The sequence below is a fragment of the Leclercia adecarboxylata genome, assembly GCF_023639785.1.
Lineage (GTDB): Bacteria > Pseudomonadota > Gammaproteobacteria > Enterobacterales > Enterobacteriaceae > Enterobacter > Enterobacter adecarboxylatus_D.
In genome coordinates this window covers 159,818-176,658 of sequence record NZ_CP098325.1, presented here as the reverse complement: position 1 = coordinate 176,658, position 16,841 = coordinate 159,818, and the positions used below count along the sequence as shown (strand labels likewise).

General features: G+C 56.1%; 15 protein-coding genes. 7 read left to right on the top strand and 8 right to left on the bottom strand.

Annotated elements, in window-relative coordinates; all coding sequences use genetic code 11:
* Window positions 1-58: 58 nt before the first annotated feature.
* From NB069_RS00835 to ghrB, 4 genes are all read left to right on the top strand, one after another.
* Complete coding sequence (locus NB069_RS00835; RefSeq protein ID WP_250586996.1) at window positions 59-808, top strand: sugar phosphate isomerase/epimerase family protein; 750 nt, start codon at window positions 59-61, stop codon at window positions 806-808.
* Between the two features lie 4 nt (window positions 809-812).
* Window positions 813-1,751 (top strand): sugar kinase, encoded by a 939-nt coding sequence (locus tag NB069_RS00830; RefSeq protein ID WP_250586994.1) that lies wholly within the window; start codon window positions 813-815, stop codon window positions 1,749-1,751.
* A 108-nt stretch (window positions 1,752-1,859) separates the two neighbouring features.
* Window positions 1,860-3,140 (top strand): MFS transporter, encoded by a 1,281-nt coding sequence (locus NB069_RS00825; RefSeq protein WP_250586992.1) that lies wholly within the window; start codon window positions 1,860-1,862, stop codon window positions 3,138-3,140.
* 27 nt (window positions 3,141-3,167) lie between these two features.
* Window positions 3,168-4,142: a glyoxylate/hydroxypyruvate reductase GhrB gene (ghrB, locus tag NB069_RS00820; protein WP_250586990.1), complete on the top strand. Its 975-nt coding sequence runs from the start codon at window positions 3,168-3,170 to the stop codon at window positions 4,140-4,142.
* 55 nt (window positions 4,143-4,197) lie between these two features.
* On the opposite strand, the gene cspE is transcribed toward ghrB, so the two are convergent.
* Window positions 4,198-4,410 carry a transcription antiterminator/RNA stability regulator CspE gene (cspE, locus tag NB069_RS00815; protein WP_032615822.1) on the bottom strand — a complete coding sequence of 71 codons (213 nt, stop codon included), beginning with the start codon at window positions 4,408-4,410 and terminating at the stop codon, window positions 4,198-4,200.
* 271 nt (window positions 4,411-4,681) lie between these two features.
* On the bottom strand, window positions 4,682-5,392 hold the full coding sequence (locus NB069_RS00810; RefSeq protein WP_250586988.1) for a DUF3053 domain-containing protein: 711 nt from the start codon (window positions 5,390-5,392) through the stop codon (window positions 4,682-4,684).
* Between the two features lie 331 nt (window positions 5,393-5,723).
* Here NB069_RS00810 and NB069_RS00805 point away from each other — a divergent pair, with 331 nt between their 5' ends.
* Window positions 5,724-6,014, top strand: a complete 291-nt coding sequence (locus NB069_RS00805) for an HTH-type transcriptional regulator (RefSeq protein WP_250586986.1) — start codon at window positions 5,724-5,726, stop codon at window positions 6,012-6,014.
* A gap of 47 nt (window positions 6,015-6,061) precedes the next feature.
* Here the strand turns inward: NB069_RS00805 and NB069_RS00800 are convergent, their stop codons facing one another.
* The 4 genes from NB069_RS00800 to NB069_RS00785 form a co-directional block, all read right to left on the bottom strand.
* Window positions 6,062-7,681, bottom strand: a complete 1,620-nt coding sequence (locus tag NB069_RS00800) for an ABC-F family ATP-binding cassette domain-containing protein (RefSeq protein WP_250586984.1) — start codon at window positions 7,679-7,681, stop codon at window positions 6,062-6,064.
* Window positions 7,682-7,914: 233 nt separating this feature from the next.
* A complete protein-coding gene (glyS, locus tag NB069_RS00795; RefSeq protein WP_250586982.1) occupies window positions 7,915-9,984 on the bottom strand; it encodes a glycine--tRNA ligase subunit beta in 2,070 nt (689 codons plus the stop codon).
* Window positions 9,985-9,993: 9 nt separating this feature from the next.
* Window positions 9,994-10,905 carry a glycine--tRNA ligase subunit alpha gene (gene glyQ, locus NB069_RS00790; protein ID WP_003860141.1) on the bottom strand — a complete coding sequence of 304 codons (912 nt, stop codon included), beginning with the start codon at window positions 10,903-10,905 and terminating at the stop codon, window positions 9,994-9,996.
* Window positions 10,906-11,064: 159 nt separating this feature from the next.
* Window positions 11,065-11,367, bottom strand: a complete 303-nt coding sequence (locus tag NB069_RS00785; protein WP_250586980.1) for a YsaB family lipoprotein — start codon at window positions 11,365-11,367, stop codon at window positions 11,065-11,067.
* Between the two features lie 183 nt (window positions 11,368-11,550).
* Here NB069_RS00785 and NB069_RS00780 point away from each other — a divergent pair, with 183 nt between their 5' ends.
* A complete protein-coding gene (locus tag NB069_RS00780; protein WP_250586978.1) occupies window positions 11,551-12,546 on the top strand; it encodes an acyltransferase in 996 nt (331 codons plus the stop codon).
* A gap of 77 nt (window positions 12,547-12,623) precedes the next feature.
* Here the strand turns inward: NB069_RS00780 and xylB are convergent, their stop codons facing one another.
* Together xylB and xylA are read right to left on the bottom strand one after the other, a co-directional pair.
* Entirely contained in the window at window positions 12,624-14,078 is a 1,455-nt protein-coding gene (gene xylB, locus NB069_RS00775) for a xylulokinase (protein WP_250586976.1), read from the bottom strand.
* A 72-nt stretch (window positions 14,079-14,150) separates the two neighbouring features.
* Window positions 14,151-15,473 carry a xylose isomerase gene (gene xylA / locus NB069_RS00770; RefSeq protein WP_250586974.1) on the bottom strand — a complete coding sequence of 441 codons (1,323 nt, stop codon included), beginning with the start codon at window positions 15,471-15,473 and terminating at the stop codon, window positions 14,151-14,153.
* A gap of 370 nt (window positions 15,474-15,843) precedes the next feature.
* Here xylA and xylF point away from each other — a divergent pair, with 370 nt between their 5' ends.
* Window positions 15,844-16,836: a D-xylose ABC transporter substrate-binding protein gene (gene xylF, locus NB069_RS00765; protein WP_250586972.1), complete on the top strand. Its 993-nt coding sequence runs from the start codon at window positions 15,844-15,846 to the stop codon at window positions 16,834-16,836.
* Window positions 16,837-16,841: the final 5 nt, after the last annotated feature.

The window sequence follows — 16,841 nt, the reverse complement described above, 5'->3', positions numbered from 1 at the left end:
TCTTTGGAACCGGTTCCATCTAGCGTAAAGAGTATCAGCTACGTGATGGAGTCCGCCGATGGGCAGAAAAATTATTGTCGTCACCGCCGCGTATGGCGCTGACAAGGTACGTGAAGCAGGAGGCCAGCGCGCCATGCTGCACGTGATCGCCGGGGCAGGTGCCGACGGCGTCGAAATCCGCCGTGAGTTATTCAGCGATGCCGAGCTGGCAACCTTACCCACGCTGGCCGGATCCATTGAACTGCTCGGCCTGCTGGCCTGCTATTCCGCTCCGGATGCTCTTTTTACCCCGGACGGCGCTCTCAACCCGATGCTGCCCCGCTACCTGTCCGAAGCCGCGACGCTCAACGCCCTGTGGCTGAAAGTCTCCCTGGGCAACTTCAGCGACAAGCAGCAGCTTGATGCCCTCCGTGCCCTTCTTGATGAAAGCGGTATGACGCTGGTGGTCGAAAACGACCAGACCCGTTGCGGCCAGCTGGCACCGATGCAGCGCTTTAAAGCGGCCTGCCGGGTGATGAACCTGCCGGTTACGCTGACCTTTGATATGGGCAACTGGCTGTGGGTGGGCGAATCCCCGGAAGAGGCCGCGAAGCATCTGGCCCCTGCGGTGAGCTATATCCACGTTAAGGCCGCCGTTCCTCATCAGCAGCGCTATCGCGCCGTGCCGCCGGACAACGACAGCACCCGCTGGCAGGCCCTGCTGGAGCAACTGCCCGCCGATGTGCCGCGTGGGATCGAGTTCCCTCTCGAAGGGCCAGACCTGACGGCTGTCACCCGTCACTACGTTAATTTACTGCGTGAGGAGTAACGCGATGCCGAACGCTCTGGATGTCATCACCATTGGTGAAGCCATGGCCATGTTTGTGGCCACCCACACCGGCGACTTAAGCGAAGTTGACCATTTTATGAAGCGCGTTGCGGGTGCCGAACTGAACGTTGCCACCGGGCTGGCACGCCTTGGCCTGAAGGTAGGCTGGGTGAGTCGCGTCGGCAATGACAGCTTCGGCCAGTTTGTGCTCGACACCCTGAAAAAAGAGGGCATCGACACCGCAGGCGTGACCCTGGATGGACGTTACCCCACCGGTTTTCAGCTGAAATCTAAGGTTACCGATGGAACCGATCCCATTGTGGAGTATTTCCGCAAAGGCTCTGCTGCCAGCCATCTGTCAGTGGAAGATTTCAGTCCTGTCTGGTTTACCGCAGCAAGGCATCTGCACCTGAGCGGCGTGGCGGCGGCGTTGTCCCCCAGCTCTTACGCCCTGCTCGATCATGCGGCGGGTGCCATGAAAGCCGCGGGCAAAACTCTCTCCTTCGATCCGAACCTGCGTCCGGTGCTGTGGAAAAGCGAAGCGGAGATGGTGGAGAAGCTGAACCACCTCGCCTTTCAGGCCGACTGGGTGTTACCCGGCCTGAAAGAGGGCTTCATTCTGACCGGGGAAAAAACCCCGGAAGGGATCGCTGATTTTTATCTGAACAAGGGGGTAAAAGCCGTGATCCTGAAAACCGGTGCCGATGGCGCCTGGTATAAAACTGCCGAGGGCGAGCAAGGTGCGGTGGCAGCGGTGAAGGTGGAGAACGTTGTCGATACCGTCGGCGCGGGTGACGGCTTTGCCGTAGGCGTGATCAGCGCGCTGCTGGAAGGCAAAACGCTGCATCAGGCCGTCACGCGCGGCAATCTCATCGGCTCGCTGGCGATCCAGGTTCAGGGCGACAGCGAAGGATTACCCAATCGGGAACAGTTAGGGGAATAAATCCCCTCACCCCAACCCTCTCCCCAAAGGGGAGAGGGAGCTAAATATTAAGCCACCCTGTACCCTACAGACAGCGGCGGTCATTTCCTCAACCACAGAGGCAAACCTATGAACAATGCAACAAACGCAGTAAAACGCTGGTGGTACATCATGCCTGTCGTGTTCATCACATACAGCCTGGCGTACCTTGACCGCGCGAACTTTAGCTTCGCGTCTGCCGCAGGCATTACCGAAGACCTGGGGATCACCAAAGGTATCTCCTCGCTGCTGGGTGCCCTCTTCTTCCTCGGTTACTTCTTTTTCCAGATCCCCGGCGCTATCTATGCCGAACGCCGCAGCGTGCGTAAGCTGATCTTCATCTGCCTGATCCTCTGGGGCGCCTGTGCTTCCCTGACCGGGGTCGTGAATAACATCCCGGCGCTGGCGGCCATTCGCTTTATTCTTGGCGTGGTGGAAGCGGCGGTGATGCCGGCGATGCTGATCTACATCAGCAACTGGTTTACCAAATCTGAACGCTCGCGTGCCAACACCTTCCTTATTCTTGGCAACCCGGTCACGGTGCTGTGGATGTCGGTGGTCTCCGGGTATCTGATCCAGTCCTTCGGCTGGCGCGAAATGTTCATTATTGAAGGCGTTCCAGCGGTGATCTGGGCCTTCTGCTGGTGGGTGCTGGTAAAAGACAAACCGGCCCAGGCCAAATGGCTTTCGGAAGATGAAAAAGCAGCCCTGCAGGCGCAACTGGATAAAGAGCAGCAGGGTCTGAAAGCAGTGCGTAACTACGGCGAAGCCTTCCGCTCCCGCAACGTGGTCCTGCTGTGCATGCAGTACTTCACCTGGAGCATCGGGGTTTACGGTTTTGTTCTGTGGCTGCCGTCCATCATCCGCAGCGCGGGCGATAACCTCGGTATGGTCGAGGTGGGCTGGCTCTCCTCCGTTCCCTATCTTGCGGCAACCATCGCCATGATTGTGGTCTCCTGGGCGTCGGATAAACTGCAAAACCGTAAGCTGTTCGTCTGGCCGCTGCTGTTGATTGCTGCCTGTGCCTTTATTGGTTCCTGGGCGGTGGGTGCAAACCACTTCTGGATCTCTTACACCCTGCTGGTGATCGCCGGTGCCGCCATGTACGCGCCTTATGGTCCGTTCTTTGCCATCATCCCGGAAATGCTGCCGCGTAACGTAGCGGGCGGCGCGATGGCGCTGATCAACAGCATGGGTGCGCTGGGTTCATTCTTTGGTTCATGGTTCGTGGGTTATCTGAACGGTGTGACCGGCGGCCCGTCGGCCTCGTACATCTTTATGGGGGTGGCGCTTTTTGCCTCAGTGTGGCTTACTTTAATTGTTAAGCCTGCTAATAATCAAAACATTCCCGTCGGCGCACGCCACGCCTGAACCCTTTAAAAATCAACGGAGATTAGCATGAAGCCGTCCGTCATTTTGTATAAAGCCCTGCCTGACGCGTTACAGCAGCGCCTTGAAGATCATTTCACCGTTACCCGGGTTAACAACCTGAGCCCGGAGACGGTACAGCAGCATGCCGAGGCGTTCGCCAGTGCTGTCGGGCTGCTCGGCTCCAGCGAAAAAGTGGATGCCGCGCTGCTGGAGAAGATGCCTGCGCTGCGTGCAACCTCAACCATTTCGGTGGGCTATGACAACTTCGACGTCGATGCGCTGAATGCCCGCCATGTCCTGCTGATGCATACGCCAACCGTACTTACCGAGACCGTGGCGGATACGCTGATGGCGCTGGTGCTCAGCAGCGCGCGTCGCGTGGTGGAAGTAGCCGAACGCGTCAAAGCCGGGGAATGGACCAAAAGCATTGGCCCGGACTGGTTCGGTACCGACGTGCATGGCAAAACTCTGGGTATCGTCGGCATGGGCCGCATCGGTCTGGCGCTGGCCCAGCGCGCCCACTTCGGTTTCAATATGCCGGTTCTGTATAACGCGCGCCGCCAGCATAAAGAAGCGGAGGAACGCTTTAACGCCCGCTACTGCGACCTGGATACCCTGTTGCAGGAAGCGGACTTCGTCTGCCTGATCCTGCCGCTGACCGATGAAACTCACCATATGATCGGCCAGGCGCAGTTTGCGAAGATGAAGAAGTCCGCCATCTTTATTAATGCGGGACGCGGGCCGGTAGTGGATGAGCAGGCGCTGATTGCGGCGCTGAAAAACGGAGAGATCCACGCGGCGGGGCTGGACGTGTTTGAGCAGGAGCCGCTGCCGACCAGCTCAGAACTGCTGAAGATGCCTAACGTGGTGGCCCTGCCGCACATTGGCTCTGCCACGCACGAAACCCGCTACAACATGGCGGCCTGTGCGGTGGAGAACCTGATCGACGCCCTGCAGGGCAAGGTCGATAAAAACTGCGTCAATCCGCAGGCCAGATCCTGAACGAAAAAAACCCGCCAGAGGCGGGTTTTTAAGTTCTTTTAGCTGAGCTGGAAGCTTACAGGCTTACAACGTTACCAGCTGCTGGGCCTTTAGCGCCGCTTTCGATGGTGAAGGAAACTTTCTGACCTTCGTCCAGAGATTTGTAGCCATCGTTCTGGATAGCAGAGAAGTGTACGAACACGTCTTTAGAGCCATCGTCAGGAGTGATGAAGCCGAAACCTTTATCAGCGTTGAACCATTTTACCAGACCAGTCATTTTACCAGACATAGATATTACCTTTTAAAAATTTGTTTTGCCTTCCGGCGCGATGATGGAATGTGTTACAGATTTTTAAGCGATGAAGGAAGGGTCACTACGAAGGGTATCTAAGGATAACGCATCTGGACTGCTTTACTAAACTGCTTTAGGTCTGTGTAACAAACCGACGAGGTGTATTAAGACATAGTTAGCGGATCAAAGACAAGCTTTATTTTCTGAGAACATAAAAAAACCCGCTTTTCAGCGGGGTTTTTTACTCTGGCAACCTGCACGTCCGAGGTTATTCCGTTGCGGCCATTGCCGCGCTCCACGCCTGGCTGAACGCCTGGTGCTGCGCTGCCAGCGGCCCAATCAGCGCATTGTACTGGCTGGCCTGCTGAGAGGTCGGGAACTGAATGCCGTTAGAGACAAAGCTCACCTGAGTACCCTGCTGGGAAATAAAGTCCGCCACCTGCACCAGCTGCTGCGTGAAGATCTGCGCGGCAGGAATGAGCGGCTGCAGTGCATCGGCAGGTTTAGTCACTACCTTGTCATACACTTTATCGAACACAGGTTTCAGATCTTCACCCTGCTTCAGCGCGGAGTGCGCGCCATCAGCCTGCATTTTGGCATTTTGCAGCTGCTGGCCCAGTACGCCCAGAGCACCGTTTGACTGGCTCAGCGGCTCACGCTGGGTGACATAATCCTGCGGCACGCGAATCGCGTTCACGCTGTCCACTACCGGACGCAGACCGGCATCCATCGCCTGATTCACCTGCTGTGAATAGCCATACAAAATGGCATAGTCGGAAACGAAGGGACCGAACTGTTTTTTCTGATCCGCAGTCAACGTTGGTAAACGCTCGCCGCTGCGCATCGCAGTATTTTGCAGGAAATCGATAAACGCTTTGCGCTGATCGCCTTCCTTATCGAAACACCCACTCAGGCTCACTACCATTAACAACGCCGCAAGCGGCGCAAACCAGCGAGAGCAGGGCTTTCCTGTCGCCATTGTTATTACTCCTTTCACCCAAAAAAGCGCACACCGGCACACGCGTGCCCAACGGTGACAAGAATAGTCCAGGTCAGGCCCGCAAGATACTCTTTTCATGTAAAACGACTATTGCCATATAAATTCTTACGATTTACAAAAAAATACCTGGTGCTATGGTGCTACTGAATAATCAAGTCATTAGCATAGTTAATCGCCCGGAAAAAAAGCCAGCGAAACGTATCTCCGACAATTAATCACGCACGTTACGATCTCCTGTCAGTTTTAGCGACTATTCTTAAATTGCTCTCTATGTTCACGATCCCGCAGTGTGATTTAAGAGGAGTTCTCAATGGAATTAAAAGATCCTATGTTCGATCTGTTAAGCAGTCTGGAGCAGATTGTTTTTAAAGATGTACCGCAGACGGTTACCCTTAACCAAAAGTCTAACCCCTTTACGGAATTTGAGCGCTTACGCAAAGGGACAGGGATGAAAACTGATGATTTCGCCCGAGCAATGGGTGTCAGCGTAGCGATGGTTCAGGAGTGGGAATCAAAAAGAGTGAAGCCCTCCATGACCGAGCTGAAGCTGATGAGCCTGATTCAGGCTAACCCGGCACTCCGCAAGCAGTTGACTGAATAGTTTTGAAATAGTGTTGATTTAGCCCCCGCATTTGCGGGGGTTTGTGTTTACCGCCTTTCACCGCGCCACTCCCCGTCCCGCCACACCAGTTCATGCGTCAGCCTAAGTCCGTCAAGAAATGCCTCGTCATGGGACACCACCAGCAGTGCGCCTGCAAATCCTGCCAGCGCCGCCTCGATAGCGCGTGTCGAAGCCAGATCCAGATGGTTGGTCGGTTCATCGAGCAGCAAAAGCTGCGTCGCCTCTTCCCGCCACAGCACGCAGGCCAGCGCCGCTTTTAAGCGCTCGCCGCCGCTGAGCGCTGAGAGCGGCAGCGTAACCCGATCGGCCCCGAGCTGGAGCTGAGCCAGACGGCTGCGCAGTATCCCCTCCTCCAGCGGCGTATTATGCAGATTAAGATGGGAGATAACGGATTGCGTCAGATCCAGCTGCGATAAATGCTGGTCAAGATACGCCACGTTGACCGACACCCGACAGGCACCGGTGACAGGCACGCATTCACCGAGGATCGCTTTCAGCAGGGTGGATTTCCCGCAGCCGTTCGGCCCGCGCAACGCCACCCGCATCGGCCCATCCATGCGCCAGTTGAGGGGCGCCATCCTGACGTGCGGCAGCAGCACCTCTTCCAGCACCAGCACCTGTTTCCCCTCCGCTACCTGGCTGGCCGGCAGGGTAAACATCACCGGATTATCCTCCTCCACCCGCTCCCGCGCCTGATTAACCGCCGCATTCAGTGCAACCTGCTGGTCATGATGCTGCTTACGCCATGCACCCGGGCGCTCTTTCGCCGCGCCTTTATATTTAACGCGCTCAAAGGAGGCGATGTTGAGCGTGTCGACAGTACGCTGGGTTTTTGCCGAACGACGCAGGCTGTCGTCATGCTCTTTTTGCTGACGCGCGCGGGTGCGTTTGCGTTCGGTGGTTGCATGCTCCAGGGCCGCGCGGGCGGCCTGCTGTTCCGCAGTCCGCTGGCGCTGATAGTCCGCGTAATTTCCGCCGTAGCTGTGCAAGCCGGACGCGCTGAGTTCCAGAATGCGCGGCACCTGAGCCAGCAACTCACGATCGTGTGACGCGATCAGTACCCCGCCGGTCTGACGGGCCAGCTGTGCGTAAAACCACTCCCGCCCCTGCCGGTCGAGGTGGTTAGTGGGTTCATCCAGCAGAAGATAATCCGCATTCGCCGTAAACGCGCCGCACAGCAGGGCGCGAACCCGCTCGCCGCCGCTCAGTTCAGAGGCCAGCCTGTCGGGATCAAACCCCGGAAGCCCGGCACTGATAAATGCCTCCCTCAGCCGGTCAGCTAAATCCCAGTAACCGTCAAGGCGCTCCAGATCCTCAGGCAGATAGTCCCCGCTGTCGATACGCCTGCGGGCCGCGAAAAGCGCTTCGTAGCCGAGCAACTGCGCCAGAGTAGTATGGGGGGAAATATCATGCTGCTGCGCCACGTAGCTGTGGGTGCCGAAGCGTTCGATATGGCCGCTGGCGGGCGCGTCCAGCCCGGCCAAAAGGCGCAGGAGACGGGTTTTGCCGCTGCCGTTACGGCCTACCAGCGCGCAGAGCGTCGGCTCCAGCGAGACATTAAGCGGACCAAAAAGGGTATCGCCCGTCGGAAACTGACAGGTGACCTGATGCAAAATAAAAGAAGGGGATTGCGCAAAATGAGCCATAAGCACTCCTGAATGAAATCAAAACATCCCCTGCCGACGCGGTGGCGTTTAGCAAGGATCGAAGATCATCAGGCGTGGTTGTTCATTTTTGGGGGGCGCTCCAGCGAAAGAAAGTTAACGAGGGGCAGAATAACGTTTTTTTATTGACCGTTTCAACCATAAAAAAACCCGCCGAAGCGGGTTTTTAGCACATCCAGGCCCCTGCAAGCGTAGCGCCGCCGGGCAAGAGACGCTTACTGCAGCAGCGAAATATCCGCCACGCGCAGGAACAGTTCACGCAGTTTTTCGAGCATAGAGAGACGGTTAATACGCAGATCTTTATCTTCTACGTTTACCATCACTTTCTCGAAGAAGGCGTCGATAACATCACGCAGTTCGGCCAGTTCCACCAGCGCTTCCTGGTAGCGGCCTTCCGCAAACACCGGCTCCAGCCTGTCACGCAGCACCACAACCTGCATCGCCAGGGCGATCTCTTCCGGCTCTTTCAGCGTCGCGGCGTTAACGCGCTCGTTCAGCTTCTCATCGGATTTCGCCAGGATATTGGAGACACGCTTGTTGGCTGCAGCCAGCGCCGATGCCGCTTCCAGGGTACGGAAGTGGGACACCGCCTTCATACGGGCATCGAAGTCTGCCGGACGGGTCGGACGACGGGCCAGAACCGCCTGAATGGTGTCGACGGTGTAACCTTCGTCCTGATACCAGGCGCGGAAACGGCCCAGCATAAAGTCGATAACGTCATCTACCACCCTGGCGTTGGTCAGCTTGTCCCCGTACAGACGCACCGCTTCTTCCGTCAGGGTCTGCAGATCCAGGTTCAGGTTCTTCTCAACGATGATACGCAGCACGCCCAGCGCAGCACGACGCAGCGCGAACGGGTCTTTATCGCCTTTCGGATGCTGACCGATACCGAAGATACCCGCGAGGGTGTCCATCTTATCGGCAATCGCGACCGCACAGGCAACCAGGTTAGACGGCAGATCGTCACCCGCAAAGCGCGGCTGATACTGCTCGTTCAGGGCCACGGCCACGTCTTCCGCTTCGCCATCGTGACGCGCGTAGTGCATGCCCATCACGCCCTGGGTGTCGGTAAACTCAAACACCATGTTGGTCATCAGGTCGCACTTGGAGAGCAGCCCCGCACGGGTAGCGTGGTTGACGTCAGCACCGATTTCACGGGCGATCCAGCCAGACAGTTCCGCGATACGGTCGGTCTTGTCACGCAGCGTACCCAGCTGTTGCTGGAACAGCACGGTTTGCAGGCGTGGAAGATGATCTTCCAGGCGCTTTTTACGGTCGGTATTAAAGAAGAACTCCGCATCCGCCAGACGCGGGCGAACCACTTTCTCGTTACCGGAGATAATCTGGATCGGATCTTTCGATTCGATATTCGCCACGAAGATGAAGTTAGGCAGCAGTTTGCCGTCGTTGGCATAGACCGGGAAGTACTTCTGGTCGCCCTTCATGGTGTAAACCAGCGCTTCGGCCGGCACCGCGAGGAATTTCTCTTCGAACTTCGCGGTCAGTACCACCGGCCACTCCACCAGTGAAGTGACTTCTTCCAGCAGGCTGTCGCTCAGATCGGCATTACCGCCAATCTTACGTGCCGCCTCTTCTGCATCGGCTTTGATTTTCGCTTTACGCTGTTCGTAATCGGCAATGACTTTACCGCGCTCCAGCAGGATTTCTGGATACTGATCGGCGTTGTCGATGGTGAACTCCGGCTCGCCCATAAAGCGGTGACCGCGGATCACGCGATCGGACGCGACGCCCAGAATGGTGGCAGGGATAACGGTATCGCCCAGCAGCAGGGTCACGGTATGAACCGGACGCACGAAGTGCACGTCGCTTGCGCCCCAGCGCATCAGTTTTGGAACAGGTAGCTTCGCCAGTGACGTGGCGATCATGTTCGGCAGCAGCGCTTCTGCGCTCTCGCCTTTCACATGGGCACGATAGAGCAGCCATTCGCCTTTGTCGGTGGTCAGACGCTCGGCCTGGTCAACGGTGATGCCGCAGCCACGTGCCCAGCCTTCTGCCGCTTTGCTCGGTTTGCCTTCAGCGTCAAACGCCTGGGCAATCGCCGGGCCGCGTTTTTCGACTTCGCGATCCGGCTGGGAAGCGGCCAGATTTGCCACTTTCAGCGCCAGACGACGCGGCGCAGCAAACCATTCAATCTTACCGTGTGCGAGGCCAGCATTATCCAGCTCCGCGGTGACATTCGCAGCAAAGGATTCAGCCAGGCTGCGCAGGGCTTTTGGTGGCAGCTCTTCGGTGCCGATTTCCACCAGGAAAGTTTTCTCAGACATGGCCGCCTCTTATTTGTTTCGGTTGCACATCGGGAAGCCAAGGGCTTCACGGGACGCGTAATAAGCTTCTGCAACGGCTTTGGTCAGGGTACGAATACGCAGGATGTAGCGCTGACGTTCAGTCACAGAGATCGCTTTACGGGCGTCCAGCAGGTTGAAGCTGTGGGCGGCCTTCAGAATACGTTCGTAGGCTGGCAGCGGCAGCGGAGTTTCCAGCGCCAGCAGCTGCTGGGCCTCTTTCTCGTACTGCTCGAAGCAGGTGAACAGGAAGTCCACGTCCGCGTATTCGAAGTTATAGGTGGATTGCTCCACTTCGTTCTGATGGAACACGTCGCCGTAGGTAGTTTTACCCAGCGGGCCGTCGCTCCAGACCAGGTCGTAAACGCTGTCTACGCCCTGAATGTACATTGCCAGACGTTCCAGACCGTAGGTGATTTCACCGGTGATCGGCTTACATTCCAGACCGCCAACCTGCTGGAAATAGGTGAACTGGGTCACTTCCATACCGTTCAGCCACACTTCCCAACCCAAACCCCAGGCGCCCAGCGTCGGGTTTTCCCAGTTATCTTCCACGAAACGAATGTCGTGAATGGTCGGATCCATACCCAGCTCTTTCAGCGACCCGAGATACAGCTCCTGAATATTGTCCGGGGACGGCTTAATGACCACCTGGAACTGATAGTAGTGCTGTAAGCGGTTCGGGTTTTCACCGTAGCGACCGTCGGTCGGGCGGCGGGATGGCTGTACATAGGCAGTGGCCATCGGCTCTGGCCCCAGGGCACGCAGGCTGGTCATCGGATGTGAGGTGCCGGCGCCCACTTCCATGTCCAGAGGTTGAACAATGGTGCAGCCCTGGCGAGCCCAGTAATCCTGTAAGGTCAGGATCAGGCCCTGGAAGGTCTTAGTATCAAACTTTTGCATAGTATTTCGTGCTGGATACGTGTGGTTTTAAATGGAAGGGTTCAGTATACCCGCTGAGTGCAAGATATACAGTACGAAACGGGGTTGTTTAGGGAAAATTGGGAAATAAGGGTGGCTAACAGCGCCCTGCAGGCGCAGCCAGCTCGTTACGCAGCCATCCTAACGCATCGAAAGGTGTAAAAAATGGCCGTCTGCGTCAAAAGAACAGATGAAACTCTCATTGCGGGCAGTGAAGCCCTGCATCTCATAGCTGCCCTGAAACTGCTCGAAGGCAGTAACGTCTATCTTTTGCGCACCGGTATTGTAGCGCTGGGCCGCCCGATCCTTACACAGCTGTTCCATATCCAGCGAACGCGCCGGACTGACTTTTTTGGTTTGCGCTTTTTGCGCCGGGACCGTCTCCTGCGCCGCGCAACCGGCCAGTAATGCGGGAAGCAGAAGCATCATCGCGCGTATCATCATTTATATTACCGCCCTGTGCTGTGGCTCTTATTTTTAAACTCTAAACTTTATAGAGTATGGCCCGGCATTCTGCGAATCACACCGCTCCGGCACAAGCAGGGCGATGCAAACTCAGAATTTTCCAACGAGCGTCTGAATCACTGTCGTGGTCAGACTCTTTTTAATGCGTAAACAGAGGGATGGATGCAGGACAAAATTAACTGGATTGATAATTTACGGGGAATCGCCTGTTTGATGGTGGTAATGATCCATACCACCACCTGGTACATTACTAATGCCCCGAGCATCAGCCTCGTTAACTGGGATATCGCCAACGTTCTCAACTCCGCCTCCCGGGTGAGCGTGCCGCTGTTTTTCATGATCTCCGGCTATCTCTTTTTTGGCGAGCGGAGCGCGCAACCGCGCCACTTTTTACGTATCGGCCTCTGCCTGCTGTTTTACAGCACCCTGTCGTTTCTCTATATCGTGCTGTTTACCTCGATTAACAGCGAGCTGTCGCTGAAATACCTGCTGCAAAAACCGGTGTTCTATCACCTGTGGTTTTTCTTCGCCATTATCGTGATTTACCTGCTCTCCCCGCTGCTGCAAGTAAAAAGCGTGAGCGGCAAAATGCTGCTGGCACTCATGATCGTTATCGGCATCCTGGCGAATCCCAACACGGTCTCGCAAAAAATAAGTGGATTTGAATGGCTGCCGATCAATCTCTATATCAACGGTGACACTTTCTATTACGTGCTGTACGGCATGCTGGGCCGTGCTCTGGGCATGATGGACACTCAGAGACGCGGGATGAATGTTCTGTGCGCCGCCCTGTTTATTGCCGCAGTGGCCATCATCTCCCGCGGTACGCTGCACGAACTGCAGTGGCGCGGCACCTTCGCTGATACCTGGTATCTCTACTGCGGCCCGATGGTCTTTATCTGCGCCGTTGCGCTCTTCACGCTGGTGAAAAATACCCTGAATACAGGCCCCGTGCCGCTGCTGGGGTTAATTTCACGAAATTCGCTGGGTATCTACGGTTTTCACGCGCTGGTGATCCACGCCCTGCGCACCCGTGGCGTGGAGTTAAAAAGCTGGCCGCTGCTGGATATTGTGTGGATTTTTTCAATTACGGTGGCGGTTAGTTTGCTGCTGTCGATGCTGTTGCAGCGGATTGATACGCGCAGATTTGTGAGCTAGATACGGCTGTTTGCCCGGCGGCGCTACGCTTGCCGGGCCTACAAAACCTTATGGATGGGTAACACCCAGGCGCTGTTTTACGACATCAGCGGCAAAAGCTGCTGATAGATCTTGCGGAACACCTCGCGGCGTTCGGCATAGCGGGCGTGACGTTCGGGGTCCGGGGTGTGCTGCTGTTCCAGCGCAAGCTGTGGCAACAGCGCTGACAGCGGCTTGCCCGGGTTCATTGCTATCTGCGCCAGACGCGCGGCACCCAGCGCAGGCCCGACGTCCCCGCCGGTACGGTAATCGAGCTGCTGCCCGCTGATATCCGCCAACATTTGCCGCCAGTAAGGGCTGCGAGCCCCCCCACCAATCAGCGTAATGCTGGACGGCTGCAGCCCGCACTCATGCACCACATCCATTCCATCGGCCAACGCATAGCCCACGCCTTCGAGGACGGCGCGGGCCAGTTCGGCCGGGCCGTGCTGATGGGTTAAGCCAAAAAACACCCCTTTTGCCTGCGGATTGTTATGCGGTGTGCGCTCGCCGGAAAGATAAGGCAGGAACCAGAGGGCACCTGCGTTTTCATCGGCCTGTTGCGCGGCGTCGAGCAGAGCCGGCACGCTGTCCAGCCCGGTCAGCTTCGCCGCCCAGTCCAGACACGAGGCCGCACTGAGCATCACCGACATCAGATGCCATTTCCCCGGCAACGCATGGCAGAAACTGTGCACCGCGCTGTCAGGATTACTGCGATAGCCGTCGCTTACGGCGAAATAGACGCCAGAAGTGCCCAGCGAGAGCATCGCCTGTCCGGCATCGGCCATACCCACGCCAACCGCCCCCGCAGCGTTATCCCCGCCGCCCGCCACAACCGGGACAGCGGGCATATTCCACTGTTCGGCCACCGACGGCAGCAGCGTGCCGGTCTGCTCGCAGCCTTCAAACAGCGCGGGCATATGGTCGCGGGTGAGATGGCAGGCTTCGAGCATCGTCTCGCTCCAGTCGCGTTTTGCCACGTCCAGCCACATTGTGCCTGCGGCGTCGGACATATCGCTGGCGTACTCGCCTGTGATACGCAGACGCAAATAATCTTTTGGCAGCAATACCTTCGCCACCTGGTTAAAAATCTCGGGTTCATGACGCTGGACCCACAGCAGTTTCGGCGCGGTAAAGCCCGGCATCATCAGGTTGCCGGTGATCTCTCTTGAGGTCGGCACCCGCGCTTCCAGCAGGGCGCACTCTTCAGCGCAGCGGCCATCGTTCCATAAAATCGCCGGGCGGAGGACGCGGTTGTCCTTATCCAGCAGCGTGGCGCCATGCATCTGGCCGGCAATCCCCAGCGCTTTTACTTCGCGCAGGGAGTGTTTCTCGCCAAGCGCTCTCAGGGCGCGATCCGTGGCCAGCCACCAGGCTTCAGGATCCTGTTCAGACCAGAGCGGATGTGGCCGTGACACCTGCAGTTTTTCTGTTTGCGTTGCCAGCACGTCGCCCTGTTCATTTAACAGAATGGCTTTCACACCCGATGTGCCAAGATCGATCCCGATATACATTGCGGTGACTCCTTTAACAGAAATGCCCGGTGGCGCAAGGCTTACCGGGCCTACATAGCTGGACGCTATTAATCACTTATCAAACAGATAGTGATTCACCAGGTTTTCCAGCAGCTCCTGATGACCGCTCTGGTGCTGCGGCGCCAGGTTATGCTGTTCAGCGTACTTCGCCAGCTCGGTAAGGGATAACTGGCCTTTCAAAATTTGCTGACCCAGCTCACTGTTCCAGCCGCCGTAGCGTTTCGCCACGCGCTTATCCAGCTCACCATCCTCAATCATGCGGGCAGCCACTTTCAGCGACAGCGCCATGGTGTCCATCGCCCCAATATGACCATAGAAGAGATCGTACTTATCGGTACTCTGACGGCGCACTTTGGCGTCAAAGTTCAGGCCACCGGTGGTAAAGCCGCCCGCTTTGATAATTTCATACATCACCAGCGCGTTCTCTTCCACGCTGACCGGGAACTGGTCAGTATCCCAGCCCAGCTGCGGATCGCCGCGGTTGGCATCCACAGAACCGAAAATGCCCAGCGCGATAGCGGAGGCGATCTCATGATGGAACGAGTGGCCCGCCAGGGTCGCGTGGTTGGCTTCGATATTCACTTTGATCTCTTTTTCCAGCCCGAACTGCTTCAGGAAGCCGTACACCGTTGCCACATCGTAGTCGTACTGATGCTTGGTCGGCTCCTGCGGTTTTGGCTCGATCAGCAGCGTACCCTGGAAACCGATTTTGTGTTTATGCTCTACCACCATCTGCATGAAGCGACCAATCTGCTCACGCTCCTGGCGTAAGTCGGTGTTCAGCAGCGTTTCGTAGCCTTCACGTCCGCCCCACAGCACGTAGTTTTCACCGCCCAGCTTATGGGTGGCGTTCATCGCCGTCACCACCTGGGTAGCCGCCCAGCTGAACACTTCCGGATCCGGGTTAGTGGCAGCCCCTGCGCCATAGCGGGGGTGGGTAAAGCAGTTGGCGGTGCCCCACAGCAGCTTCACGCCGCTCTGCTGCTGTTTTTCGCCCAGCACGTCGACCATCTGCGCAAAGTTATTCAGGTACTCTTTCAGCGAGGCGCCTTCCGGTGAGACGTCTACGTCATGGAAGCAGTAGTAAGGCACGTTCAGCTTGTGGAAGAACTCAAAGGCGACATCCGCTTTACGCTTCGCCAGCTCCAGCGCTTCGCCTGGCTGCTGCCATGGCCTGTCGAACGAGCCCACACCAAACATGTCGGCACCGTTCCAGCAGAAGGTATGCCAGTAGCAGGCCGCGAAACGCAGGTGATCTTCCATGCGCTTACCCAGCACCAGCTCGTCCGGGTTGTAATGACGAAACGCTAAAGGATTTGAGGATTTCGGGCCTTCATAACGAACGCGATCGAGTTGATCGAAATAAGCTTGCATAGTGAGCTCCATAATCAGGGATGCGGCAAAGAGTTGATACTGGAGTAATAGTGAATAGTGATCGCAGGTTGCTCAATTACGTTATTTCACACTGCTATTGAGAGAATGCACAAACGTGCGCTGGCTCGCAAAATCAATTTGCAGACAACCGAATTTCACAGCGCAAATTCCATAATCATGTGTAATTAAGCAGTTATGAAATTTAAAATCCGATCGCTGTCATAAATTCAGAAATAAACCAAATATCATAACGAGAAGATAAAAATCTGTAATTGCCAGCCTGCCGTTCCCCGTTAAGAATTTGCTACGTCTCTTGCAATGATTGTTTCTTTTATCTCAGCAACCTAACCCTACAAAAGGCAATACAATTATGAAGATAAAGAACCTGTGCCTCACTCTTTGTGCATCGCTGCTGCTGGCGAGTACGGCGAGTCATGCAAAAGAAGTCAAAATCGGCATGGCGATTGATGACCTCCGTCTGGAACGCTGGCAAAAAGATCGCGATATTTTTGTCAATAAGGCAGAGGCATTAGGTGCAAAAGTTTTTGTACAATCTGCCAACGGCAATGAAGAAACTCAGATGTCGCAAATCGAAAATATGATAAACCGCGGCGTCGACGTTCTGGTTATTATTCCCTATAACGGCCAGGTTTTAAGTAACGTGGTTAAAGAAGCCAAACGCGAAGGCATTAAAGTGCTGGCTTATGACCGCATGATTAATAATGCGGATATCGACTATTATATTTCCTTCGACAATGAAAAAGTCGGTGAATTACAGGCGCAAAGCCTGGTCGCAAAAGTGCCTCAGGGCAATTACTTCCTGATGGGCGGCTCGCCGGTAGACAACAACGCCAAACTCTTCCGCGCCGGGCAGATGAAGGTGCTGAAGCCCTATATCGATGAGGGCAAAATCAAGATCGTTGGCGACCAGTGGGCGGACGGCTGGTTACCAGAAAACGCATTAAAAATTATGGAAAACGCCTTAACCGCCAACAATAACAAAATCGATGCCGTGGTGGCCTCTAACGATGCAACCGCAGGGGGCGCCATTCAGGCGCTCAGCGCCCAGGGGCTGGCCGGCAAAGTAGCGATCTCCGGGCAGGATGCTGACCTGGCCGGGGTGAAACGCATCGTGGCGGGCACCCAGACCATGACCGTTTATAAACCCATCACCCAGCTTGCCACCACCGCGGCGGAAATTGCCGTTGAGCTGGGAAATGGCCAGCAGCCTAAAGCGGACGCCAGGTTAAACAACGGCCTGAAAGATGTGCCATCCCGACTGCTGACCCCTATCGAAGTCAATAAAGAGAACATTGACGCCACCGTTGTGAAAGACGGTTTCCACAAAAAGAGCGAACTGTAGACCAT